Annotated in this window: 23 protein-coding genes; 9 read left to right on the top strand and 14 right to left on the bottom strand. The window is 71.0% G+C overall.

The window, feature by feature from the left end; genetic code table 11:
* The first annotated feature begins 14 nt into the window (after nt 1-14).
* Both ACZ68L_RS19410 and ACZ68L_RS19405 read left to right on the top strand, forming a co-directional pair.
* Entirely contained in the window at nt 15-905 is an 891-nt protein-coding gene (locus ACZ68L_RS19410) for a metallophosphoesterase family protein (protein ID WP_469578461.1), read from the top strand.
* 165 nt (nt 906-1070) lie between these two features.
* Entirely contained in the window at nt 1071-1946 is an 876-nt protein-coding gene (locus ACZ68L_RS19405; protein ID WP_469578460.1) for a glycosyltransferase family 2 protein, read from the top strand.
* Nucleotides 1947-2145: 199 nt separating this feature from the next.
* On the opposite strand, the gene ACZ68L_RS19400 is transcribed toward ACZ68L_RS19405, so the two are convergent.
* Complete coding sequence (locus tag ACZ68L_RS19400) at nt 2146-2808, bottom strand: ScbR family autoregulator-binding transcription factor (protein ID WP_469578458.1); 663 nt, start codon at nt 2806-2808, stop codon at nt 2146-2148.
* Nucleotides 2809-2941: 133 nt separating this feature from the next.
* Between ACZ68L_RS19400 and ACZ68L_RS19395 the strand changes: the two genes are divergently transcribed.
* On the top strand, nt 2942-3994 hold the full coding sequence (locus ACZ68L_RS19395) for a ScbA/BarX family gamma-butyrolactone biosynthesis protein (protein WP_469578456.1): 1053 nt from the start codon (nt 2942-2944) through the stop codon (nt 3992-3994).
* Nucleotides 3991-4920 (top strand): NAD-dependent epimerase/dehydratase family protein, encoded by a 930-nt coding sequence (locus ACZ68L_RS19390; protein WP_469578455.1) that lies wholly within the window; start codon nt 3991-3993, stop codon nt 4918-4920. Before ACZ68L_RS19395 ends, ACZ68L_RS19390 begins: the two co-directional genes overlap by 4 nt.
* A gap of 22 nt (nt 4921-4942) precedes the next feature.
* Here ACZ68L_RS19390 and ACZ68L_RS19385 read toward each other — a convergent pair whose 3' ends face one another.
* The 3 genes from ACZ68L_RS19385 to ACZ68L_RS19375 form a co-directional block, all read right to left on the bottom strand.
* A complete protein-coding gene (locus ACZ68L_RS19385; RefSeq protein ID WP_469578453.1) occupies nt 4943-5824 on the bottom strand; it encodes a PhzF family phenazine biosynthesis protein in 882 nt (293 codons plus the stop codon).
* An 82-nt stretch (nt 5825-5906) separates the two neighbouring features.
* The gene (locus tag ACZ68L_RS19380; RefSeq protein ID WP_469578452.1) at nt 5907-6374 is read right to left on the bottom strand and encodes a lamin tail domain-containing protein; all 468 of its coding nucleotides are present in this window, start codon (nt 6372-6374) and stop codon (nt 5907-5909) included.
* Nucleotides 6375-6521: 147 nt separating this feature from the next.
* Nucleotides 6522-7292: an SDR family oxidoreductase gene (locus tag ACZ68L_RS19375; RefSeq protein ID WP_469578450.1), complete on the bottom strand. Its 771-nt coding sequence runs from the start codon at nt 7290-7292 to the stop codon at nt 6522-6524.
* A gap of 262 nt (nt 7293-7554) precedes the next feature.
* On the opposite strand from ACZ68L_RS19375, the gene ACZ68L_RS19370 reads away from it, so the two are divergent.
* Nucleotides 7555-9183 carry an alkaline phosphatase D family protein gene (locus tag ACZ68L_RS19370; RefSeq protein ID WP_469578448.1) on the top strand — a complete coding sequence of 543 codons (1629 nt, stop codon included), beginning with the start codon at nt 7555-7557 and terminating at the stop codon, nt 9181-9183.
* A gap of 23 nt (nt 9184-9206) precedes the next feature.
* On the opposite strand, the gene ACZ68L_RS19365 is transcribed toward ACZ68L_RS19370, so the two are convergent.
* Nucleotides 9207-10211 carry a Gfo/Idh/MocA family protein gene (locus ACZ68L_RS19365; protein ID WP_469578703.1) on the bottom strand — a complete coding sequence of 335 codons (1005 nt, stop codon included), beginning with the start codon at nt 10209-10211 and terminating at the stop codon, nt 9207-9209.
* A gap of 87 nt (nt 10212-10298) precedes the next feature.
* Here ACZ68L_RS19365 and ACZ68L_RS19360 point away from each other — a divergent pair, with 87 nt between their 5' ends.
* Nucleotides 10299-11621 (top strand): multidrug effflux MFS transporter, encoded by a 1323-nt coding sequence (locus ACZ68L_RS19360; RefSeq protein ID WP_469578446.1) that lies wholly within the window; start codon nt 10299-10301, stop codon nt 11619-11621.
* Between the two features lie 206 nt (nt 11622-11827).
* Here ACZ68L_RS19360 and ACZ68L_RS19355 read toward each other — a convergent pair whose 3' ends face one another.
* Nucleotides 11828-13135, bottom strand: coding sequence for a hypothetical protein (locus ACZ68L_RS19355; RefSeq protein ID WP_469578444.1), 1308 nt, complete (start codon nt 13133-13135; stop codon nt 11828-11830).
* 141 nt (nt 13136-13276) lie between these two features.
* Between ACZ68L_RS19355 and ACZ68L_RS19350 the strand changes: the two genes are divergently transcribed.
* Entirely contained in the window at nt 13277-14284 is a 1008-nt protein-coding gene (locus tag ACZ68L_RS19350; protein WP_469578442.1) for a small ribosomal subunit Rsm22 family protein, read from the top strand.
* A 105-nt stretch (nt 14285-14389) separates the two neighbouring features.
* On the opposite strand, the gene ddaH is transcribed toward ACZ68L_RS19350, so the two are convergent.
* A complete protein-coding gene (ddaH, locus tag ACZ68L_RS19345; RefSeq protein WP_469578440.1) occupies nt 14390-15205 on the bottom strand; it encodes a dimethylargininase in 816 nt (271 codons plus the stop codon).
* A gap of 197 nt (nt 15206-15402) precedes the next feature.
* Between ddaH and ACZ68L_RS19340 the strand changes: the two genes are divergently transcribed.
* Nucleotides 15403-16041, top strand: a complete 639-nt coding sequence (locus ACZ68L_RS19340; RefSeq protein WP_469578438.1) for a TetR/AcrR family transcriptional regulator — start codon at nt 15403-15405, stop codon at nt 16039-16041.
* A gap of 122 nt (nt 16042-16163) precedes the next feature.
* Nucleotides 16164-16910, top strand: a complete 747-nt coding sequence (locus ACZ68L_RS19335) for a bifunctional DNA primase/polymerase (protein ID WP_469578436.1) — start codon at nt 16164-16166, stop codon at nt 16908-16910.
* Nucleotides 16911-17032: 122 nt separating this feature from the next.
* Here the strand turns inward: ACZ68L_RS19335 and ACZ68L_RS19330 are convergent, their stop codons facing one another.
* The 7 genes from ACZ68L_RS19330 to ACZ68L_RS19300 all read right to left on the bottom strand — a co-directional run bounded on the left by ACZ68L_RS19330 (nt 17033) and on the right by ACZ68L_RS19300 (nt 24517).
* Entirely contained in the window at nt 17033-17965 is a 933-nt protein-coding gene (locus tag ACZ68L_RS19330; RefSeq protein WP_469578434.1) for an SCO2278 family lipoprotein, read from the bottom strand.
* The gene (efeU, locus tag ACZ68L_RS19325) at nt 17898-18869 is read right to left on the bottom strand and encodes an iron uptake transporter permease EfeU (RefSeq protein ID WP_469578432.1); all 972 of its coding nucleotides are present in this window, start codon (nt 18867-18869) and stop codon (nt 17898-17900) included. Before efeU ends, ACZ68L_RS19330 begins: the two co-directional genes overlap by 68 nt.
* Before the next feature lie 17 nt (nt 18870-18886).
* On the bottom strand, nt 18887-20164 hold the full coding sequence (efeB, locus tag ACZ68L_RS19320; protein ID WP_469578431.1) for an iron uptake transporter deferrochelatase/peroxidase subunit: 1278 nt from the start codon (nt 20162-20164) through the stop codon (nt 18887-18889).
* 19 nt (nt 20165-20183) lie between these two features.
* Entirely contained in the window at nt 20184-21320 is a 1137-nt protein-coding gene (gene efeO, locus ACZ68L_RS19315) for an iron uptake system protein EfeO (RefSeq protein WP_469578429.1), read from the bottom strand.
* 178 nt (nt 21321-21498) lie between these two features.
* The gene (locus ACZ68L_RS19310) at nt 21499-22341 is read right to left on the bottom strand and encodes a heme ABC transporter ATP-binding protein (protein ID WP_469578427.1); all 843 of its coding nucleotides are present in this window, start codon (nt 22339-22341) and stop codon (nt 21499-21501) included.
* Entirely contained in the window at nt 22338-23438 is a 1101-nt protein-coding gene (locus tag ACZ68L_RS19305) for a FecCD family ABC transporter permease (RefSeq protein ID WP_469578425.1), read from the bottom strand. The genes ACZ68L_RS19310 and ACZ68L_RS19305 overlap by 4 nt, the downstream gene beginning before the upstream one ends.
* Entirely contained in the window at nt 23435-24517 is a 1083-nt protein-coding gene (locus ACZ68L_RS19300) for a heme/hemin ABC transporter substrate-binding protein (RefSeq protein WP_469578422.1), read from the bottom strand. The genes ACZ68L_RS19305 and ACZ68L_RS19300 overlap by 4 nt, the downstream gene beginning before the upstream one ends.
* Between the last annotated feature and the right edge of the window lie 12 nt (nt 24518-24529).

Genomic DNA, 24529 nt, shown 5'->3' with positions numbered 1-24529 from the left:
GGGAAAGGTTCTCCATGACGGATCGTGCCAATGGGAAACGCGGGTCTCTGCTGGCGGTGAGCGATCTTCACGTCGGGGTGAAGGACAATCGTCCCATCACTGAGTCCCTGCGGCCGGATTCGGACGAGGACTGGCTCATCGTCGCCGGTGATGTCGCGGAGCAGATCGAGGACGTGGAGTGGGCACTGCGGCTGCTCGCGGGCCGGTATGCGCAGGTGATCTGGACCCCGGGGAACCATGAGCTGTGGACGACCAAGCACGACCGGGTGCAGCTGCGGGGCCAGGAACGGTACGAGCATCTGGTCGAGTTGTGCCGGGGCCTCGGGGTGACCACTCCGGAGGACCCCTACCCGCTGTGGCCCGGACCCGAGGGGCCGGTGGCCGTCGCGCCCGTGTTCGTGCTGTACGACTACAGCTTCCGGGCGCCGGGCACGACGACCAAGGAGGAGTCCCTGGCGTACGCGCACGGGACGGGGGTGGTGTGCACCGACGAGTTCCTGCTGCACCCCGACCCGTACCCGAGCCGTGATGCCTGGTGCCGGGCGCGGGTGGCGGCGACGGAGCGGCGCCTGGCCGCACACGATCCGGAGATTCCACTGGTCATCGCCGGCCACTGGCCCCTGGTCCGCCGGCCGATGGACGTCCTGACGTATCCCGAGTTCGCCCAGTGGTGCGGCACCGAGCTCACCGCCGACTGGCACCGGCGCTTCAATGTGGCGGCCATGGTCTACGGACATCTGCACATCCCCCGTACGACCTGGTACGACGGGGTGCGCTTCGAGGAGGTCTCCATCGGCTACCCCAGGGAATGGCGCCGACGGGGCCACCCCAGGGGACTGCTGCGGCGGATCCTCCCGTACGACGAGGGCGCCACCGCGCCGGATCCGGCCGGGCGGACGTCGTGATCCGGCCGTGGGCCACGACCTCCCGGGGGCCCGGCGAACCGCAGAACTCCGCGTTCCGCTCCGTCGCGGCAGCGGAGAGGCGATGCACGCCGCCCGCTGATCCACCGGGGGTCACGGGACAGCCCCTAATATCGGCACGGTCGTCGACCCCGGGAGTTCACCGCCATGCCGTTGCCGCGTATCGGAGTTGTCGTCGTGACGATGGGCACTCGCCCGCGGGAGCTGGAGGCCCTGCTGGCCTCTGTGGAGAAGCAGGATGTGCCCGCGACGCGGGTGGTGCTGATCGGCAACGCGACACCGCTCACGGATGTCACGGCGGACGTGACCAAGGTTCCGCTGGAGGAGAACCTCGGCTGCCCCGGCGGTCGCAACGTCGGGCTGAAGATGCTGCGCGAGTCGGGCGAGGTCGATGTCGTCATCGAGTTGGACGACGACGGGCTGCTGATCGCCGATGACGTGTTCCGCAGGGTCCAGCAGTTGTTCGCGACGGATCCGAAACTGGGGATCATCGGGTTCAGGGTCGCTGATGAGCACGGGCACACGGAGCGACGCTGGGTTCCTCGATTGCGCGCTGACGATCCGATGCGCCGTGGTCCGGTGACCGCCTTCCTGGGCGGCGGCCATGCCTTCTCGATGCCCATGCTCCGGCAGATCGGCCTGTGGCCTGCGGAGTTCTTCTTCGGGCATGAGGAGTCCGATCTGGCATGGCGCGCGCTAGACGCAGGATGGAAGATCCTTTACGAACCCGAGCTCGTCCTCCAGCATCCGAGGACGTCTCCTGCTCGCCATGCGGTCCACTACCGGTTCACCGCACGGAACCGCGTCTGGCTGGCCCGTCGCCGACTGCCCGTGCTCCTGATCCCGGTCTATCTCGGCGTATGGATCCTTCTCGCCATGGCGCGGATGCGGTCCTTGACGGGGATCACAGCATGGTGGGGCGGTTTCGGCGAGGGCATTCGGACGCCTTGTGGCCCGCGCAAGGCGATGAAGTGGCGCACGGTGTGGCACATGACTCGGCTGGGGCGTCCGCCGATCCTCTGAGCGGTCGGTCCGGCTCCGCGCTCCCAAGCCCGAGGGGCTGTCCGCACGACGAGCGCACCTCACCGCGACCGGTGATCGTCCGGCCGTCCTCGCCCCCGAACGGCCGCCGGGCTGCCTCGACGCGCACGGCGGCGGCATCGATGTGCACCAGGTCACCGACATCTTCCTCGCCCGCGCCCGCTGACCCGGCTCCCCTCCGTCAGCCGGGCGCGCCGGCCTGGCTGGGCACCGACCCCATGGTGCCGATCAAGCGCTCGCCCCGGTCCTCGGCCATGTCGAGCGTGGCCAGCACCGCCGGGGTCGAGATGCTCGGCAGCACGTAGTGCAGAAGGACCGAGATCCGTCGCCCCAAGTCCTCGCGCTTGCACAGGGCTTGGGACATCACTTGAATGCCGGAGAAGGAGCCGGCCAGCATCTCGGCGGTCTCGCGGGGGCTGACGTGCGGCAGGAGCTCGCCCTGGCTCCCCGCGGCGGTCAGCAGATGTTCGAGCCGGTCTATCCAGGCACGGAACGGGGTGCCCCGGTCGAGCCCCTCCACCGCCTGGTCCATGGCCAGTCCGACACTGGCGCGCACCAGCGGCTCATGGCGGAGCCGGTGGGCGAGCAACATACCCTGATCGACCAATTCCTGAAGCTTCGTCAGCTGTGGGGGAAGTGGATCGCTGTCCAGTTGCACGTCCATCACCCCGAGAGCCAGGTCTTCCTTCGAGGTGAAATGGAAGTAGAGCGCACCCTTGGTGACACCGGCCCGCGCGAGGATTTCGCTGATGGTGGCGCTGCTGTAGCCGCGTTCATCGAAAACGGCGGCGGCCGCCACCAGGATCGACCGTCGAGTCTGGATCGCGCGCGCCTGCTGTGCCATCAGCTACGAGTCTCTCTCAGTCGTGGCGTGGTCAGCGCCACTGGGATATGGCTGGATAGGAAAACCGGACTGTCAGTATCTTACTGCGGGGGCTGCCTGCCCTCCCGGTATGGATCCTCTGGGAGGAAAACTCATGGTTCAGCTCACCTCGCACAGCGCTTCGCTCTCCGTCGAGGGTGTCGGGTCCGCCGAATCCACCGGGGCCCCCGGAGCCGAGGGGGCGGAGTCGGGGGAGAGACGGGCCGAGGCGGACTTCCTGGGGCCGCTGGTCCACCGGTCCGATGCCGAGGACATCTTTCCCACCGGCTGGACCCGGCAGACCGAGACCCAGTTCTCGGTGTCGGCCCGCTGGCCGCACGCGCACCGCTTCTTCGTCCCTGTGTCGGGCCGCCACCAGGACCCGCTGCTGATCGCGGAAACCATGCGTCAGACGACGATGCTCCTGGGCCACGCGGCGTTCGGCGTCCCGGTGGGGGACCAGTTCTTGATGTGGGAGCTGGCGTACGTCTGCGAGTCCGATCAGCTGCTGGTGGGAGAGGCGCCCTGGGACATCACCGTGGATGTGTCCTGCTCCCGGATCCGGCGGCGCGGCCGGAGCATCGGCTCCATGCATGTCGAACTGCTCCTGCACCGCCTCGGCACCGTCCTCGCCAGCGGCGGCGGACGCATCAGCTGCACCTCGGCCAAGGTGTACGGCAGGCTGCGGGGTGACCGGCGGGACGTCATCGGCGCCCCGATACCCCTCCTGCCCGCCGTCGCACCGGGCGAGGTGGGCAGGACCGATGAGCGCGATGTCGTCCTGTCGCCGACGTCGCGGCGGAACGTCTGGCAGCTTCGGCTCGACACCACGCATCCGACGCTCTTCGCCCGGCCCAATGACCATGTGCCGGGCATTCTGCTGCTGGAGGCGGCCCGTCAGGCGGCCGTGGCCGTCACCCCCGGCCACTGCTTCCTCCCGGTGTCGGTGAAGACGGACTTCGTCCGGTACGTGGAACTCGACCGCCCCTGCTGGGTCGAGGCCCGGCCCGTGCCGGCCGGCGACCCCACAGTGGCCGCGGTGCAGGTCTCGGCGACACAGGACGGTGAGACGGTCTTCAGCTGCACCCTCGAATCCCCTGGCCCGCGGCACGACGCGGCGGGCGATCGGGGGAGCCGGCAGGACGACCGGCAGAATGACCTGTCATGACATCGCGCGTACTCATCACCGGCGCGACCGGTTTCATCGGCGGCCACGTGGTGGCCGAGGCCCGGTCCGTCCCCGGTCTCCGGCTGCGCCTGATGACCCACCGGACCGCCCTCGCCGCACCCACCGGGCCCGATGCCGAGACGGTGTACGGGGATCTCGCCGATCCCGCGACGCTGCGCGGCAGCTGCGAGGGCGTCGACGCGGTGATCCACTGCGCCTCCTCGATCGGCGGTGACGAACCGACCGCCCGGTCCATAAATGATCAAGGAACTCGTGCGCTGGTGGAAGAGGCGGCCCGCTGCGGGGTCACCCGGATCATCCAGCTGAGCACGGCATCCGTCTACGGCCGTGGGCCGTTCACCCGGCTGCGGCCCGGACAGGCCGAGCCCGCCCCGGCCTCGGTCACCAGCCTGACCCGGGCCGCCGCCGAGCGGCATGTCCTCGCGGCCGGCGGCGCCGTCGTGCGCCCGCACATCGTGTACGGGGCCGGGGACCGGTGGGCCGTGCCCGGACTGGTCGGGCTGCTCCGGCAGCTCTCGGCCGGTCTGAACGGGTGCGAGGCGCGGCACTCGATGATCGACGTCCGGGCGCTGGGCAGGGCGCTGCTGAGCGCGGCGCTCTCCCCGAAGGAGCCGGCCGGGGTCTACCACGTCAACCATCCCGAACCGGTGAGCTGTTCGCAGCTGCTGTCCACGGTCGTCGACGGGCTGCGGCTGCCCTGGGGAGCCGCGGGCATCGACGTGGACACGGCCCGCGAACGGCTCGCCGGCGTCCCGTACGCGCTGCACCACCTCGGCATGCTCGCCGTGGACCACTGGTTCACGGACGAACGGGTCGGCCGGGACTTCGACTGGGAACCGGGCGAGGGGTTCACGACCGGGTTCGCCCAGCACGCCCCGTGGTACCGCGGTCACCTCGGCCGGTGACGGCCCACGGGGCGTGCGTGCGTCAGTCCCCGATCCGGGTGCCCGTACCGCTCACCCGCACCCGGGCATCGCCCGCCCGCAGTTCGACCGTGAGGGTGCCGGGACGGCCCATGTCCTCGCCCTGGTGAAGGGTGAGGACCGTGGTGTCCGGGACGAGTCCCAGGGCGCGCAGATAGGCACCGAAGGCGGCCGCCGCCGCACCCGTGGCGGGGTCCTCGACCACACCGCCGACCGGGAACGGGTCGCGGACGTGGAAGACGTCCGGCGCCGCCCGCCACACCAGCTGCAGGGTGGTCAGGTCCAGCCGGTGCATCAGGGCTTCGAGGCGTGCGAAGTCGTAACGGAGGTCGGCGAGGCGCTCACGGGTCGCGGCGGCCAGTACCAGGTGGCGGGCGCCCGCGTAGGCGATCCGGGGCGGCAGGGCCGGGTCGAGATCGGCGGCCGGCCAGTCCAGGGCGGCGAGCGCCTCCGCCAGGTCGTCCGGGGCGATGTCCATGACGTCCGGTTCGACGCTGGTGAGGGTGGCGCGGAGTTCGGTGCCCTCCTGGGTGACGGTGACCGGGACCGTACCCGCGCGGGTGCTGAACACCAGATCGCCGGGGCCGTCGCGCTCGGCGAGTGCGAGGGCGGTCGCCACGGTGGCGTGGCCGCAGAACGGGACTTCGGCCTTCGGGCTGAAGTAGCGGATCGTGTACCCCCGGGCGGCCGGCGGTCCCTCGTCGCCCCGCTCGTTCCGCCCGGTCAGGAAGGCCGATTCGCTGTAGCCCAGCTCCGCCGCCACGGCGAGCATCGCCGCGGCGTCGAGGCCGGACGCGTCGAGGACGACCCCTGCCGGATTGCCGCCCTCCGGGTCGGCGGAGAAGGCGGTGTAGCGCAGGATTCCGTTGGTTGAGTTCTGGGTCATGCCGCAGGTCAACTCTGCCGCGGCCCGGGACATTCCCGCCCGGTGGGCCGGACGGGAATGTCCCGGGCCGCGGTCGCCGGGCTCAGTGGCAGTTCTTGACGCCCTTGTCCGACCTGGTCCAGGAGCAGGAGTCCTGGAGCTTGCTGTTCGGCTTGATCAGCCGGGCCTTGTCACCGGTGTTGTTCCAGACGTACGAACCGCGGTTCCAGTAGACGTGGCCCGACCCGTTCCTGCCCTTGCCCGTGTGGACCTTGACGGTCTTGCCCGCGCCGACGGTGTAGCTGCCGAAGGTGTACGTGTAGCCGGTGTTGTCCTTGAGCTTGTACCCCTTGAGCTGCAGCTTCGACTTGCCGTTGTTGTGGATGTCCACCCACTCGGCGTTGAGGGAGGCGTTGGTGCGGGTGTCCTTGCCGGGGCTGTCGTACTGGATCCTGCCGAGGTGCAGCCCGCCCTGGTGCGAGGCGGCCGAGGCCGGGGCCGTGGCGAGCAGCGAGCCGGCCAGGGCGGTGGCGGCGGCCAGGGCGAGCGGTGCCGCGGTGCATATGTGCATGCCGTGATCCTTGCGTGGAGTTCCGGTGAAGAACTGTGAGCATAGGGGCAGCGCACACCCGTCCGGGCGGAAATGCCGCACTCCGGCCGAGAAGCGGTCGACCGGGCGGCAACCGCGCGCGCCGGGCGCCCGGTTCGGGCGGATCCGTCAGCCGCGTCCCACGTACGGCATGGCCGTCGCCAGGACCGTCGCGAACTGCATGTTCGCCTCCAGGGGCAGCTCCGCCATGTGGAGCACCGTCCGGGCCACGTCCGCCGCCGCCATCACCGGCTCCACCGCCAGTTCGCCGTTGGCCTGGAGGATGCCCGTCCGCATCTGCTCGGTCATGTCCGTGGCCGCGTTGCCGATGTCGATCTGACCGCAGGCGATCCGGTACGGACGGCCGTCCAGCGACAGCGACTTCGTCAGGCCCGTCATGGCGTGCTTGGTCGTGGTGTAGGCGACCGAGTGGGGGCGCGGCGCGTGGGCGGAGATCGAACCGTTGTTGATGATCCGGCCGCCCTGCGGGTCCTGTGCCTTCATCAGCCGGTACGCCGCCTGCGCGCACAGGAACGCGCCCGTCACGTTCACGTCCACGACCGCGCGCCAGTCCTCCAGCGAGACGTCCTCGACCGGGACGGAACGCGGGCCGAACGTGCCCGCGTTGTTGAAGAGCAGATCGAGGCGGCCGAAGCACTCCCGTACCGAGGAGAAGAGGGCGGCCACGTCCTCGGGGCGGGAGACGTCGGCGGGGACGGTGATCACCCGGGCCTTCTCCCCGGCCAGCGCGGCGGTCTCGGCGAGGGGGTCGGGGCGTCGGCCCGCGAGCGCCACCGACCAGCCGGCGCCGGTCAGCGCGAGGGCCACCGCGCGGCCGATTCCGGAGCCCGCGCCCGTCACGACCGCCGTCTTCGAGTCGTTCAACCGTTTGTTGCTCATGGCGCCGCAGCGTACGCCTTCGCGTTCCGCGGGCCGCGTGGGGCCACATGGGGTCAAGAAGGCACGCGGGGCGGCGGGTTCACCCTTCGGACGGCGATGGGTGATGATCATGGTTCCCGTCCTGTATGCGCGTTTTGCCGGGTGGACCCATTCCTGCCGCGTTCCTCATCCGCGCGACGCCGGAGCAACGCGAACACGACAACCGCTCGATGTGCTGGACCGGTGGACTGCGAGAGCACACCACCAGCCAGGGGAGGGACAGATGACGTACTCATCGCACCAGCAGGAGATGCGCGACGCCGCCAGGCACGTCGGGCGCCGCCGTTTCCTCACCGTCACCGGTGCTGCCGCCGCGCTCGCCTTCTCGGTCGGTCTGCCGGCCGCGGGCACCGCGAGCGCCGCCGAGCTGGACGCCCGGAGGATCAGCGACGACCCGTTCACCCTCGGCATCGCCTCCGGCGACCCGCTGCCCGGCTCGGTCCTGCTGTGGACGAGACTCGCACCCCGGCCGTACGAGCCCGGCAGCGGACTGCCCCGGGCCCGCGTCCAGGTGCGCTGGGAGCTCGCCCGCGACGAGCGCTTCTCCCGCATCGTCCGGCGTGGAACGGCCACCGCCCACCCGGAGTTCGACCACAGCGTCCACGTCGAGGTCAAGGGCCTCGAAGCCGACCGCGTCTTCTACTACCGCTTCCGCGCCGGCGCGTGGACCAGCCCCGTCGGCCGGACCCGCACCGCGCCCGCCCGCGGCGCCGGCAACAGCGCGCTGAGCCTGGCCGCCGTCTCCTGCCAGGCCTACCACGACGGTTACTTCACCGCGTACAAGCATCTCGCCGGGGAGGACGTCGACGTCGTCTTCCACCTCGGCGACTACCTCTATGAGTACGCCGTCAACGCGACCGGCGGCGCCCGCAACCACACCGGCCGCACGCTCCCCGCCCACTTCAACAGGGAGACGGTCACGCTGGAGGACTACCGGCTGCGGTACGGCCTCTACAAGTCCGACCCCGATCTGCGCGCCGCCCACGCCGCGCACCCCTTCGTCGTCACCTGGGACGACCACGAGACCGAGAACAACTACGCGGGCGACACCCCCGAGAACGACGTACCGGCGAAGGAGTTCCTGCTGCGGCGCGCCGCCGCCTACCGGGCGTACTGGGAGAACCAGCCGCTGCGCACCCCGCAGCGGCCGACCGGTCCGGACATGAAGCTCTACCGGCGTCTGCACTTCGGCGCCCTCGCCCAGTTCGACATCCTCGACACCCGCCAGTACCGCAGCGACCAGGCGTACGGCGACGGCTGGCAGAAGCCGGGACCGGAGTCCGAGGACCCGTCGCGCACCCTGACCGGCGCCGCCCAGGAGCGCTGGCTGCTCAGCGGCTGGCACGCCTCGCGGGCCACCTGGAACGTCGTACCGCAGCAGGTCACCTTCGCCCAGCGGCGCGATGTGCCCACCGACGCCTTCAAGCTGTCCATGGACGCGTGGGACGGCTACCCCGCCTCCCGCGACCGGGTCCTGAGGGGGGCCGAGGCCGCCGGAATCCACAACCTGATGGTGCTGACCGGCGATGTGCACGTCGGCTACGGCTTCGACCTGAAGAAGGACTTCGACAACCCGTCGTCCCGCACCGTCGGCACGGAGATCGTCGCCACGTCCATCACGAGCGGCAAGGACGGCTCGGACAGGCCCGGCAGCTGGAACAACCAGATGCGGGCCAATCCGCACATGAAGTTCTTCAACGGCCGCCGCGGTTACGCCGTCATCACGCTGGGCCGCGAGCGGGCGCGTGCCGACTACCGCACGGTGTCGGCCGTCACCGTACCCGGCGCGCCCGTCGCGACGGCCGGATCGTTCGTCACGGAGGTGGGGAACCAGGGCCTCACGCCCGCGTAAGGCCCTGCGCGGACGGGTTCCGGTCAGCCGAGGTCGTCGGCCGGGTAGCGGACGCCGATGCGGTCACGCACCGCGTCGAGCGTCCGCATCACGGCCAGGGAACCGTCCAGCGGCACCAGCGGCGACTCCGTCTCGCCCGCCCGCAGCGCCCGAGCCACCTCCGCCTGCTCGAACTGCATCCCGCGCAGCCCCGCGCCCGCCGCCCCCGCGGTGAACTCCTCCGGTTCCTTTCCCGGCCGGTGCAGCACGAAGCGCTCCGGGTAGAAGAATCCGTGCGGGAAGTCGATCCGCCCCTTCGTCCCGGTGATCGCCGCGGTGACCGGGGTGTCCCCGACGATCGAACAGTTCAGCAGTGCCGAGGCGCCGGCCTGCGACCAGCCCAGCAGCATGGCCGTGTTCAGATCGACGCCCTCCGGGGAGAGCAGCGCGTCGGCCTGCACCCGGTCCGGCTCGCCCAGCAGCAGCTGGGCGAACGACACCGGATAGACCCCGAGGTCCAGCAGCGCGCCACCGCCCAGTGCCGGGTCGCGCAAACGGTGTCCGGGGCCGAAGTCGCCCGCGAACCCGAAGTCGGCCTGCACGGTACGGATATCGCCGATGGCGCCGTCCCGGACGAGCTCCGTCATGCGCCGGATGACCGGGTTGCAGTACGTCCACATGGCCTCCATCAGGAAGAGGCCGCGGTCCCGGGCGAGCTTCACCAGCTCGTCCGCCTCCCGCGCGTTGAGCGTGAACGCCTTCTCGCACAGCACGTGCTTCCCGGCCTCCAGGCAGAGCGCGGCGGCCTCCCGGTGCGCCGAGTGCGGCGTCGCGACGTACACCACGTCGACCTCGTCGTCGGCGGCGAGAGCGGCCCAGCTGCCGTACGCCCGGGGTATCCCGAACCGCTGCGCGAACGCCTGCGCCGAGGCGTCCGTACGGGATGCGACGGCCACCACCTCCTCGTCCGGCATCGCCCGCAGGTCCTCGGTGAACGTCGCGGCGATGCCGCCGGTCGCCAGTACACCCCAACGCAAGGACCCGCTCATGCCTGTCATGACTGCTCCCCAAAAAGGTCTCGACCAGTACGGCTGAGCTGAGAGCATAGGGGCGGATTCAACGACATGGAGATGAGAATGCCGGAGAGCGGCGCAAGCCGGGCCCAGCAGGAACGCACACACATATCGACCACCGGGACCGGGGCCGAGGAGCCCGCGGCCACCGGCACACCTCCCGGGAATCCGGCCGCCGCCGAAGCGGCCCGGCGCACCGGACTCCTCGTCACCCTGGTCCTCGGCGGCCTCACCGCGCTGCCGCCGCTCTCCATGGACATGTACCTCCCGGCGCTGCCCGCGGTCACCGACTCCCTGCACTCCTCCGCCGCGACCGTCCAGCTGACCCTCACCGCCTGCCTCACCGGCATGGCGCTCGGACAGGTCGTCGTCGGACCGATGAGCGACCGGTGGGGGCGACGCAGGCCGCTGCTCCTCGGCATGATCATCTACGTCGTCGCCACCGCGATCTGTGTCTTCGCCCCCACCACGGAACTCCTCATCGGCTTCCGTCTCCTGCAGGGTCTGGCCGGTGCGGCGGGGATCGTCATCGCCCGCGCGGTGGTGCGCGACATGTACGACGGCGTGGAGATGGCCAGGTTCTTCTCCACCCTGATGCTGATCTCCGGCGTCGCGCCGATCGTCGCCCCGCTGATCGGCGGCCAGGTGCTGCGGTTCACCGACTGGCGGGGGATCTTCGCCGTTCTCACCGTCGTCGGCGTGGCCCTCACCCTGATCGTCTGGAAGTGGCTGCACGAGACCCTGCCGCCGCAGGACCGGCACACCGGTGGCGTCGTCGACGCGCTGCGCACCATGCGCGGGCTGCTCGCCGACCGGGTCTTCACCGGCTACATGATCGCGGGCAGCCTCGCCTTCGCCGCCCTCTTCTCGTACGTGAGCGCCTCGCCGTTCGTGGTGCAGGAGATCTACGGGGCCTCGCCGCAGACGTTCAGCCTGCTCTTCGGCATCAACTCGGTCGGTCTGATCATCGTGGGCCAGATCAACGGCAAGGTGCTGGTCGGCCGGATCAGCCTGGACAAGGCGCTCGCCTTCGGCCTCTCGGTCATCGTGCTGGCCGCGGCCGCGCTCCTGCTGATGACCTCAGGGGTCTTCGGGGACGTGGGGCTCGTCCCGGTGGCGGCCGGCCTCTTCGTGCTGATGTCGGCGATGGGGCTCGCGATGCCGAACACCAACGCGCAGGCCCTGATGCGTACGAAGAACGCGGCCGGATCCGCCTCCGCGCTGCTCGGCACGTCGTCGTTCCTGATCGGGGCCGTCGCCTCGCCGCTCGTCGGGATCGCGGGCGAGGACACGGCCGTCCCGATGGCGCTTGTGCAACTGGTGTGCGCGGCGGGCGCGATGGCCTGCTTCCTGGGGCTGTGCCGGCCCTGGCAGCGGGCGGCGTAGGGCCCCTCGTCCGGATCATGCCCGGCTGATCCGCACGAAGTCCCTGGCGGTCTCAGCCCCGGGTCCTGCCGCTGATCAGGTCCGGCCCGAGGTGGCGGCACGGGGGACGGTGCGGCGCGAGCGGGTTTCCGTACGGCAGGACAGGCCGCGGCTGGTGCTGTGACCGGAAGGGTGTGCCGGCTCGCAAACCCTTCCGGTCACAGCCCTTAGTGGGCGGCCGGGTAGCCGATCAGATGTGGGCGGTCCTTCTCGTCCGTCCAGCGAAACAGGCCGACCCCGTCCGACGTCACCACGCCCGGGACCAGTTGGTTCGAGGGCAGGGCGCCCGTCGTGCCGCTCCTGATCGCGACCGCGACGGGGGTGCCGCCGCCGGCCAGTACGTCCGCCGCGTTGCGGGCGTTCGCCGCGCCGTACGCGATGCCGTCGTCGTTCACCGACACCAGCGTCAGCGGCTTCGTGCCGTCCGTCCCCTCGAAGCAGAAGCCCCGCTTCGTCAGCAGGTCGAAGGCGAGCGGCCCGGCCACCAGGAAGTTCCCCGAGGGCGCGGAGACGAGCTGCGGGTACTGGCCCGGCTTTATCGCGGGCTTGCTGCACTCCACCGAGGCGAGCGGCTTGCCCGTCTCCACGTCGTGCACCGTCCACAGGTCGTGGGTGGTGGCGCGCTTGGCCCCCTTCGCGAGCTGCCACTTCGCCAGCACCAGGCCCGGGATCACCGCGGTCGGGATGCCGCTGAGCCGGTCGGTGCCCTTGGGGGCGACATCGCGGCTGAACCAGCCGCCCTGCACCCAGAACTCCTTGGCCCCGCTGGCCAGCAGGCCCTTCTCCGTCATGCCGCGCACCTCGGTGAGCTGCTTGCAGGTCGTGCAGCCCTTCGGGTACTTGAGCGCGGGGGCGGTGACCGTCGACACCCGGCCGGTCACCGGGTCGACGACCGCGCTGTTCGTCCGGCCGTCGCTGATGAGGATGCCGGGGCCGGTGGTGGAGATCGTCGGCACGGAGTTCCACGGCACCTCGACGCGCCGCCGGGAGCCGTCCTGCACGTCGTAGACATCCAGCGAGATGATCGTGTCGGCGGGGGTCAGCGCGTTCTCGCCGACCTTCCCGTACGCCCATGTCACGAAGTACTCGTGGTCGCCCACGGTGACCGGGACGAGCTTCGGGAAGTGCTGCGGGGACGGGGGCCGCCACGTCTCCCCGTGCCAGCCTGCCTCCCCGGTCTCCGAGTCGATGGTCCGCAGCTGGTACTTGCCGTCCGAGACCCGCACCAGGTAGGCGAGGCTGCCCGTCGTCCGGGAGATCGCGTAGTCGGGCGAGGTGCCGATGAGCTCCCAGCCGCGCTCCGGCGCGAACACGGAGGGAACGGTGAGCCGCGTCACCGTGGACGCGCTCGTCCTGACCTGCTTCTTCGACTTGTCGGAGCTCTTCTCACCGCTGCCGCAGGTGGCCAGCAGAAGAAGCATGGCAAGCAGGAGAACTCCGCCGACCAGAACCAGGCGCACGATCTTCTGTCTCATGGTTTCCCTCGATGGGCGATCCCGACCTCGCGCCGGTCAGCGTAGCAACTGGCGCACGGCCCGCGGCAGTTCGCGGGCATTGCGGTTCGCCATCGGTGCCGGGCCGGAAGCGGGTGGGTGGCCTCCGCCTACAATTCGTCGGTGAACGCCACCCTCCCCACCGCGGAAGCCCTGCGCACGGCGCTGGCCGGACTGCTCGACGGGCTGCCGCCCAAGCAGGCCGCCCAGGCCGTCGACCGGCTCATCGCCAACTACCGCGGGACCACCCCCACGGACGCCCCGGTGCTCCGCGACCGCTCCGACGTCGCCGCGTACGCCGCGTACCGGATGCCCGCGACCTTCGAAGCCGTACGCTCCGCCCTCGCCGCGCTCCAGGAGGCCGCCCCGGACTGGGCGCCCGCCACGCACACCGACATCGGCGGCGGTACCGGAGCGGCGAGCTGGGCCGTGGCGGGGGCCTGGGAGGGGCCGCGGACGACCGTCCTGGACTGGGCCGAGCCCGCACTCGCCCTCGGCCGTGAACTGGCCGCGCTCTCCGGCATCCCCGCCCTGCGCGCCGCCGAGTGGCGCCGGGCCCGGATCGGTGCGGGCCTCGACCTCGCACCCACGGACCTGGTCACCATCTCCTACGTGCTCAAGGAACTGCCTGCGGACGTCCGCACCGGCCTCGTCGACACCGCGGCGGCCGCGGCACAGGCGGTCGTGGTCGTCGAGCCGGGCACCCCCGACGGCTACGCCCGGATCATCGAGGCCCGCGACCGGCTGATCGCCGCCGGGCTGAAGGTCGCCGCACCGTGCCCGCACGACGACGCCTGCCCCATCGAGCCGGGCACGGACTGGTGCCACTTCTCGGCCCGGGTCAGCCGGTCCTCGCTGCACCGGCAGGTCAAGGGTGGCTCGCTGTCGTACGAGGACGAGAAGTTCAGCTATGTCGTGGCGACCCGTTTCGGGACGGAGCCCGTCCGGGCGCGGGTCACCCGCAAACCGCAGATCCGCAAGGGGCAGGTACTGCTGGACCTGTGCACCCGCGACGAGGCGCTGCGGCGCGCCACGGTCACCAAGCGGCACGGCGAGCTGTACCGGGCCGCCCGGGACATCGCGTGGGGCGACGAGTGGCCGCCGCACGACGCGGGCCGTTCCGGCGTCTGAGGGCGGTCGGACGGCCGAACTGCTCCGGCGTCTGAGGGCGGTCGGACGCCCGAACCGTTCCGGCGACTGACGGCCGCCGGACGCCCGAACCCCCGGACGGGCCGGCTACCCGCGCAGCTCCTGCGTGCAGCACTTCACGCTGCCGCCGCCCTTCAGCAGCTCGCCCAGATCCATCGGCACGGGCTCGAAGCCGCGTGCCCGCAACGGATCGAGCAGGCCCGTGGCGGCCTGCGGCAGCAGCACATGGAGCCCGTCGCTCACCGCGTTCAGGCCGAGCGCCGCCGCGTCCGCCTCCCCGGCGATCAGCGCGTCGGGGAAGAGCCGCGCCAGCACCGACCGGCTGCCCGGCGAGAAGGCGCCCGGGTAGTACATGACCTCGTCCCCCGCCTCGTCGAGCACGCACAGCGCCGTGTCCAGGTGGTAGTAACGCGGGTCGACCAGGTCGAGCCCGATCACCGGGCGGCCGAAGAACTCCTGCGCCTCGTCGTGCGAGAGCGGGCTGGACCGGAAGCCCCGGCCGGCCAGGAGGTACGACGCGGTGACCGCGAAGTCGCCCTCGCCCTCGTTGACGTGGGCCGGTTCGTGGATCTCGGTGAAGCCGTCGGCCCGGAACCACTCACGATGGGCCTCCGCCTCCTCGAACCGCTCCCGGTACGCGAACCGGGCACCCAGAACGCGGCCGTCGACGACGGTGGCGCCGTTGGCGGCGAAGACCATGTCGGGCAGCTCGGGCCGGGGCGTGAGCAGTTCCACGGTGTGCCCGAGGGCGCGGTAGCGGTCGCGCAGGTCCTCCCACTGGGTCTGGGCCAGGGGGAGGTCCACGGGCTTGCTGGGGTCCATCCAGGGGTTGATGGAGTACGTCACCCTGAAGTGGGCCGGAGCGCACATCAGGTAACGGCGGGGTGTGGCTTCACGAGGCAACGAAGGCTCCTCACGAACACGGCAGGGGTGGCCTGCCGAGGGACTTCGCACGGGTGTGTGCGTGAGCCCATGGTCCGCTCTCCGGGGCCGGTTGTGCAGTGATCCGATCGGGTGGTTCCTGACAGCGATGGGACGATACGCATCGACTCGTGCCGCTGCCCGGCATGATCCGAGCGAGAGGCCCCAGATTGACCGGCATGGCAGAGAACAGGCCGCCCGACTCCAGCCGCCGCAGCGAGCGCTCGCGCCGCGCGATCCATGACGCGGCTCTCGGCCTGGTCGGTGAGGTCGGCTACCCCAGGACCACCATCGAGGCCATCGCCGCACGGGCCGGCGTCGGGAAGCAGACGATCTACCGGTGGTGGCCCTCCAAGGCGGCCGTCCTCCTGGACGCCTTCGTCGCCCTCGGCGACCGGGCCGCCGAGCAGAGCGGCGGGGGCGGGACGCGGGGAATCCCGGACACCGGTGATCTCGCGGCCGACCTCAGCGCCGTGCTGCGGGCCACCGTCGACGAGCTGACCGACCCCGCCTTCGAGGCGCCGACCAGGGCGCTGGCGGCCGAGGGGATCGTCGATCCGCGGCTCGGCGCCGAATTCGTCCAGAAGCTGCTCGACCCGTCGCTCCAGCTGTACGCCGCACGGCTGCGCGCCGCCCAGGAGGCGGGCCAGGTGCGCGCCGACGTCGATCCGCGGATCGCCCTGGAGCTCCTCGTCGGACCGCTCACCCACCGCTGGCTGCTGCGGACCCTCCCGCTCACCCATGAGTACGCGGACGCGATCGTCGACTACACCCTGCGCGGGCTGACACGGCACTCAGACGCACCCGTCATTTCATGACAAGAAGTGCGATAGTGCCCAGCTCATGGCGCTGTCCGACGTACCCCGCTTCGGGAGTCCGGCCACCCGAGGCGCAGGATGGTGGGACGATGGACAGGGGCAACGCAGAGGTAAGGGGATAGATGGGCGCCGATTTCGGCCGTTATCGCGGCTCCGAGAGCAAATTTTCCCAATGGCTTCGCCGCCGACCCAAACCGCAGCAGCGCGAGGTCGACGACACCGCCCGGGAGGCGCTGCTCCTGGCCGTCGCCGAGGCCGGAATGCCGATCGCGCCCGCCGCCCATCCGGTCGGCTACCGATGTTCCTGTGAACGCATCGGCTGTCCCACTCCCGCCCGGCACCCCATCTCCTTCGCCTGGCAGACGCAGTCCACCACCGACCGGGCCCAGATCGAGCGCTGGGCACGCAGCCAGCGCCAGGCCAACTTCATCACGGCGACCGGCATGATCCACGACGTGCTCGACGTCCCGCTCTCCGCCGGCAGCCAGGCACTGGAGCGGCTCCTCGCCGCGGGCATCGACGTCGGCCCCGTCGCCCGGTCCGGCGACGACCGGATGCTCTTCTTCACCGCCACCCGCGGTACCCCCGAGGACGAGGACGAGTGGTGGCCGTGCGAGCTGGACTGTCACCCCGAGACCATGGACGAGCATCCGGGACTGCGCTGGCACTGCCGCGGCAGCTACGTACTCCTGCCGCCGGCCAGGCTTCCCGGTGAGCTGGACGTGGGGTGGCTGCGGGGGCCGGAGAACCCGCTGCCCGATCCGCTGACACTGCTGGAGACGCTCACCGACGCGTGTGCGCAGTACGCGGACGCGGCGGACCAGGGCGATCTCGACCACGGCTCGGTGGCGTGGCCGATGAGCCGTTAGGGCTTTTCGCCCGGATCGCACCGGGCTCGCCGGTCCGGCCCGATCCGAACGGAAGACCCTGGCCGGTCAGGTGGGACCGGTGCCGGACGGATCCTGGGCGACGGGCTCGATTCCGTCCCCGGTCACGAACCCTTCGCCGCCGTCAGGCCCGGCAGCCGGTTCAGCATGACCACCTTGCCGTCCTTCGCGCCCTTCTTCGGCACGTACACCAGCTCGCTGGAGACCCGCTCCTTGGTGAGGGTGGACCGCACCTCACCGGTCAGCAGGGCCTCCACATCCGCGTTGAGCGGCGGACGCAGTCCCTTCGCCGCGGTCTGCCGTTCGAAGTGCTTGCTGCTGAAGAAGACCAGCGCCCCGCCGTCGTCCGTCCTCAGGCCGAGCGGGGCGAACGTGCCGCTGTCCAGCGGCTGATCGATGTACTGGTACGAGAAGCCCGCCCGCCGGGTGGTGCGGCGCGCCTCCCGCCAGCCCGAAGTGGCGTCGCCGGGGGCGAAGACGTCCGGGGTGCCCTTCTGCAGGTACTCCGTGTACCGAATGCTCAAATCCTCCGGTGCCACGGCCAGTTCGGGGCTGTCCGGGGCCACCGGTGCGGCCCGGCCGTCGTCGTCCTTCGAGAAGCGGGGCACCTGGGACGACGGGACGACCGACAGATAGGTGGTCTTCCAGCCCGCGCCGGGCCCGGACTTGACGAAGACGAGCAGCCAGCGGGTGTCCAGCTTCCCGGTGTCCTCGTCGCGGTTGGAGTCGGTGTCCGCGAGGAACCAGCGCGGCCAGCCGGCCTTCTTCGGGATCAGATACCTGGCGTCGGTCAGCTCCAACGGCGTGTGGCTCGCGTTGCCGTTCGGATTGTTCTTCTGCCGCGCCTTCAGCCCGGCCTGGTTGATCGCGCCGAGCGGGCCCGCGACCCGGTCCGCGTCCAGAGCCGGGTCGTAGGCCTTGTCCGCCGCGTTGTACGCGGCGGTGAACTCCTTCAGCGCCCGGGCGGCCTCAGACCTGGTTGCCGCCGGCACCACTTCCAGCTCGCCGTGCACCGTCACGCACGCGCTCGCCGTCAAGGACAGCACCGTCACCGTCGCGAGCCCCGTCGCCAGCCGAATCGGCCTCAGGCTTCTCATCCGTTGCTTTCCGCGCCTTCTGATCCGTCGCCCCCACTGACCGTCCGAACCCTACCGGGGCGAGGAACAGCGCGAGGGTGGGGATCAGATACAGCCCCCACACCGTGATCTGAAGAACGGTCGGGTCCGGCTGGAAGTTGAACGTGCCCTTCAGCAGCGTGCCGTACCAGCTGTCCGGCGGAATCGTGGCGCTGATGTCGAACGCCTGGTTGTGGATACCGCCCAGGAACTCGGCTTCCTGCAGGTCGTGGACGCCGTACGCGAGCACGCCCGCGGCGACGATCACCAGCATGCCGCCGGTCCAGGTGAAGAACTTCGACAGATTGATCTTCAGCGCGCCGCGGTAGAACAGCCAGCCCAGCACGACGGCGGCCGCGATACCGAGGAACGCGCCGATCATCGGGTGCCAGCCGTCGTCCGCCGCGTGCACCGCACGCCACACGAACAGCGAGGTCTCCAGGCCCTCCCGGCCCACCGCGAGGAGCGCCGTGGCGACCAGCGCGCCGGTGCCCATCGCGAGCGCCGCGTCGAGCTTGCCGTGCAGTTCCGTCTTCAGATGCCGCGCGGTGCGTCGCATCCAGAAGACCATCCAGGTGACCAGGCCGACCGAGACGATCGACAGCGAGCCGCCGAGTGCCTCCTGGGCCTTGAACGTCATCTCCTGCGAACCGAATTCGAGACCGGCGCCGAACGCCAGGCTGACGACGATCGCGATACCGACACCGATCCAGATCGGCACCAGCTTGCTCTTGTTGCCGGTCTTCACCAGGTAGGCGATGAGGATGCAGACGACCAGGCTGGCCTCAAGGCCTTCGCGCAGGCCGATCAGAAAATTACTGAACACGTCTCGGTTCTCCTTCTCTACGAGAACAGCGCCCGGCCCCACCAGTCGTCCTTGTCGCGGACGCCCGGCGGGACGGCGAAGTGCGCCGAACCCACGTGCTGGATGTACTCGTTGAGTGCGTCGTTCGCCGCGAGGCGCCGCTGCAGCGGAATGAACGCCTTGCGGGAATCGCGCTGGTAGGCGATGAAGAACAGCCCGGCGTCGAGCCGTCCGAGGCCGTCCGTTCCGTCGGTGAAGGAGTACCCGCGGCGCAGGATCGTCGCACCGTCGTTGCTGTCCGGGTGCGCGAGCCGCACATGCGCGGTCGGCAGCATCGCCTTCAGGAACGGCTCGTCGCGCTCCTTGGATCTGCCGACCGGGGCGCCCTCGCCCTTGTCGCGGCCGAAGACGTCCTCCTGCTCCTGGAGCGACGCGCGGTCCCAGGTCTCGATGTGCATCCGGATGCGCCGGGCCACCAGGTACGAACCCCCGGTCATCCAGGCCGTCTTGTCCTTCTCGCCCACCCACACATGCTTGTCCAGGGCGGCGGTGTCGGTTCCGGAGATGTTCCGGGTGCCGTCCTTGAAGCCCATCATGTTGCGCGGGGTCTGCGCGTCGGGCGTCGTCGAGGACGTCTTGCCGAAGCCGAGCTGGGACCAGCGGATCGCGGTGCGGCCCATGCCGATCCTGGCGAGGTTGCGGATGGCGTGCACCGCGACCTGCGGGTCGTCCGCGCACGCCTGGACGCAGAGGTCGCCGCCGCTGCGGGCCGCGTCGAGATTGTCGCCGGAGAACTTCGGCAGATCGACGAGCGCCTCGGGGCGCCTGTCCTCCAGGCCGAACCGGCCCTTGGCGAAGAGCGAGGGGCCGAAGCCGATGGTGAGCGTGAGCCGGGACGGCTTGAGCCCCAGCGCCTCGCCCGTGTCGTCCGGCGGGGCCTCGGCGAGACCACCGTAGGCACCGTCGCCGACCGCGTGACCGGCCGTCATCCGCTCGGCCGCCCGGGTCCACTCCTTGAGCAGCGAGATCAGCTCGGCGCGGTCCTTCGTCGTCACGTCGAACGCGGCGAAGTGCAGCCTGTCCTGTACGGCGGTGGCGATACCGGCCTGGTGCGCGCCGTGGAACGCGACGGCCGCACCGCTGTCCGCGGTCGGTACCGCGTCGCTCCCCGGCCGCACCGCGGCGACCGCGCCACCCGCCACGGCGGCGCCCAGCGCCAGCCCGGCGCCGCCCCAGCCCAGCAGCGCCCGACGGGACGGGGCACGGCCACCGGTCCCGGCTTCGTCCACGGTGGTGTTCTGCGTGTCCTCGGACATCCCGGTTCCTCCCGGCCCGTTACTTCGTCACCGCGGCGGCGAGCCGGGACAGCGGCTCGGCCAGCGCGTTGACCGCGTCCGACAGCTCCTTGCGGTCGGCCTTGCCGACCTTCTCGTACGAGACGAACTCGTAGGAGCTCTTGTCCTTGCGGTACTTGTCCAGCAGCGTGTTCAGTGCCGCGAACTGCTTGTCCAGGGTCGCCGTCAGCGTCGGGTCGTTCTTCGAGGCGATCGGCTTGAGCAGCTCGTAGGACTTCTCCGCACCCTCGACATTGCCCTTGAAGTCGATCAGGTCGGTGTGGCTGTAGCGCTCCTCCTCGCCGGTGACCTTGCCGGTGGCGACCTCGTCGAGGAGCTCCTTGGCGCCGTTGGCCATCGAGGTCGGGGTGATGTCCGCCGTGCCGACCCGCTTCTGCCAGTCGAGCAGGTCCTTGTAGAGGACCGGCGCCAGGGCCTTCTCCTCGGCGCCCAGCTTCTTCTCCTGCCACAGCGCCTTCTCCAGACGGTGCCAGCCGGTCCACTTCTGGCCGTCCTCCAGGCCGTCCTCGCGGAGGTCGACCTTCGGGTCGATGTCGCCGAAGGACTCGGCGACCGGCTCGGTGCGCTCCCAGCCGAGCCGGGAGTCGGCGTAGATCTTCTTGGCGGCCTCGACGTCACCGGCGGCCACGGCGTCCGTGAACTTCTTGGCCTTGGGCAGCGTCTCGTCGGCCTGGGCCTGGACATAAGTGCGGTACTCCGCCACGGCCTTGTCCATCTCGGGGCTGCGCTTGGCGGCGGTGCCGCCGGCGACCTCGATCTGCTGCCGGATGCCCTTGCCCTTCATACCGGGCTTGCAGACGACGTTGTACGAACCGGCCTTCACCTCGGCGGTGATGGTGGCCTTGGTGCCGGGGCCGATGTTCTCGCGCTCGGCGGCGATGCGGTCGTCCGGGAAGAGGACGTAGACCTCGGTGACCTTCGAGCCCTTGTTCTGTACGGCCAGTTCGACGTGACCGGCCGGCAGCTTCTTCTTCGACAGCTCGCAGGCGTCGTCCTTCGCGACGACCTGCAGGGCGTTGTCCCCCTTTCCGTCGCTCTTCTGCGCGCAGCCCGTGACGGCGGTCAGGGCTGCCACTGTCGCGGCAGCGGTGACGACGGAGAAACGAACGGCTCGCATACGGGCTCCACAGAGGATGAAGGAGAAGCGGGAGAAGGTCGGACATAGGAAGGTGAGGCAGACCTAACTTAACCGAGGCTTACCTGACCCGTACCCACCCGTGCAGTGATTCAGCTCTCATCCCGGCGGTGCGGGAGCGGAGAGATCACGATCGCCTCACGGAAGGCTCATGGAAAGGTCAAGTCCCTCGTGTCGGTACGACGAGGGGCGCCCCGGTGCGCGGATGCGGGAAGACCTCGACCGGCTGCCGGTAGACCTCGCCGAGCAGCTCGCCCGTGAACACCTCGACGGGCGGGCCCGCCACCGCGATCCGCCCGTCGCGCAGCACGGCGGCCCGGTCCGCGTACGCCGCGGCCAGCCCCAGATCGTGCAGCACGACGACGACCGCGTCCCCGGCGGCGGCCCGCTCCCGGCAGATCCGCAGTACCAGCTCCTGGTGGCGCAGATCGAGCGCGGCGGTCGGCTCGTCGAGCAGCAGCAGCGGGGCGCGCTGTGCCAGCACCCTGGCCAGCGCGACCCGGGCCCGCTCGCCACCGGACAGTGCGGAGAAGGGGCGTTCGGCGAACCCGGTCACCTCGGTGGCGGCCATCGCCGCGGCGATGGCCGGATCGTCCTCGTCCGCCCGCTCCGTCCCGGCCCACGGCGCCCGCCCCATCCGTACGACGTCCGCCACCGGGAACGGGAACGACAGCGCGGCGGACTGCGGCAGCACCGCCCGGCGCAGGGCCAGTTCGGCGGCGGACCAGTCGGCGACCGGGCGCCCGTCGATCCGCACCCCGCCGCTCTCGGCGGGAAGATCGGCGGCCAGCGCCGCCAACAGGGTCGATTTTCCCGCCCCGTTGGGCCCGACGAGCGCCAGCACCTCGCCCGCGTACGCGGTCAGTTCGATGGAGTCGAGTACCAACCGCCGGCCCAGCCGCACCCGCAGCCCGCGCGCCTCGGCGACGGGGGAGCCGGACGGGACGGGAGCGGGCAGCAGCCGTCGGCCTCGTCCCCGGAACGGATTCCTCGGCGTTCTCATGCCCAACCACCTTGCCTACGACGGGTCCTGCGCAGCAGCCAGAAGAAGAACGGGCTGCCGAAGAGCGCGGTCAGCACGCCGAGCGGCAGCTCGGCGGGGGCGGCGACGGTGCGGGCCGCGAGATCGCCCGCCACCAGCACCAGGGCACCGCCGAGCGCGCTGGCGGGGACGAGGAAGCGGTGCCCGGGACCGTTGGCCATCCGCAGCAGATGAGGGACCAGCAGCCCCACGAACGAGATGATCCCGGCGACCGCCACCGCGGCGGCGGTCAGCAGTGCCACCACGAGGACGAGCGTGATCCGCAGCCGCTCGACGTCGACCCCCAGATGCCGGGCGGGCCGCTCGCCGAGCGCGAGGAGGTCCAGCTTCCGGGAGTGGAACGGCGCCACGAGCAGCCCGAGTGCCGCGCACGGCAGCACGGCGAGCACCTTGGGCCAGGTCGCCTGCGCCAGCGAGCCCAGCTGCCAGAAGGCGATCTGTGAGATCTGCGCGTTGTCGGCGAAGAAGACGAACAGTCCGATCAGCGCACCCGCGAAGGCGTTGACCGCGATCCCGGTGAGGATCAGCGTCACGACCTCCGTCCGGCCGCCCGACCGCGACAGTGTGTACACCAGCAGCACCGTCGCGAGCCCGGCGACGAACGCGCAGACGGTGATGGTCCAGTTGCCGAGGAAGTTCAGCCCGAGCGAGATCGAGGCGACGGCACCGACCGCCGCGCCGGAGGAGATTCCGATCACCCCGGGCTCGGCGAGCGGATTGCCGAACACGCCCTGCATCAGGGCGCCCGCGCAGCCCAGCGACGCCCCGACGAGCAGCGCCAGGACGACCCTCGGCAGCCGTACGTTCCACAGCACGCTCTCCCCGACCCGGTCGAGCGCGGCGCCGCCGAGGCCGAGCCGGTGCTGGACGGAGGCGAGGACGTCGCCGAGCGGGATGTTGTACGCGCCGATTCCGGCGGAGAGCAGGCAGCACACCACGAGGGCGGCGAGCAGCCCCGCGGTCAGGGCGAGGCCGGTGGCGCGCGGGCGTCCGGGCGTCCGGGGTTCCGGTGGCGCTGTGGTGGCAGGCCGGGCGCGTTCGCCGTAGGAGGTGGTCACGTGTCCGCCCCGGCCTTCCGGTGGAGCCCGGCGACCAGTTCGCTCAGCACCCGGTCCGTGCGCGGCCCGTAGTTCAGCAGCACGCCGTCGTCGATGGAGACGATCCGCCGGTCCATCCCGGCCGGGGTCTCGGCGACGCCCGGGATCTTCACCAGACCGTCGACGCCGCCCACCGAGTCGAGTCCCTTGCTCATCACCAGAATGGCGTCGGGCGCGGCCTTGGCCAGGGCCTCGCTGGTGATGGCGGTGAAGTCCTTCTTCAGCCCGGACGCCTTGCCCGCGTCGACGGCCCCCGCCGCCTCGATGAGCGAACTCGCGCCGGAGTCCCGGCCGCCCAGCAGATGGACGGAGGCCGAGCCTCGCAGATAGAGGAAGGCGACCCGGGGCTTCTCGTGCCCGTCGGCCGGGGCGGGCACGGACTTCCGTACGGCCTCGATGCGGGACCGGGTGCGCGCGTCGAGTTCGGCGCCCGAGTCCGGCACGCCCAGGGCCGCCGCCACGGTGTCGATCCGGCGGCCGACGTCGTCGAGTTCCTTGGCGGGTTCGACGACGACGAGCGGGATGCCCGCGTCGCGGATCTGGTCGATGGCCTCCGCGGGGCCGGTCGTGGTCTCCGCCAGGACGACCGTCGGTCTCAGCGAGAGCACGCTCTCCGCCGAGACGTCATGGGCGCGGGTCACCACCGGGAGCCCGGCGGCCTGTTCGAAGGTGGCGGTGATGTCGCGGGCCACGACGCGCTTGCCGAGGCCGAGCGTGAAGACGATCTCGCTCAGGCCACCGGTCAGCGGAACGATGCGGTCGGTCGAGGCGACGGTGACCTCGATGCCGTCCGCCGACTTCACCGTGACCGGCAGCCGGGGTCTCGGTGCGGTGGTCAGGGGCTCGACGCGATCGGCCTCGGCGCTCTTGGAGCGGGCGACGGGAGCCCGCGGGTCCGTACCGCCGCCGCAGCCCGTCAGGACGAGGGCCAGGGCGACGACGGCCGTCGTCGAGGCCAGCGGTCCACGGGCCCTGACCGGCCCGCGCCCTGGTCGCCGGGCGCCCCGGACCGGCGGGGCGAAGTCCTGCGAGAAGCGCACTGGGGGCACCGT

It is taken from the genome of Streptomyces sp. NPDC104309 (genome assembly GCF_055584025.1).
This window is presented reverse-complemented; position numbering and strand designations above follow the sequence as displayed.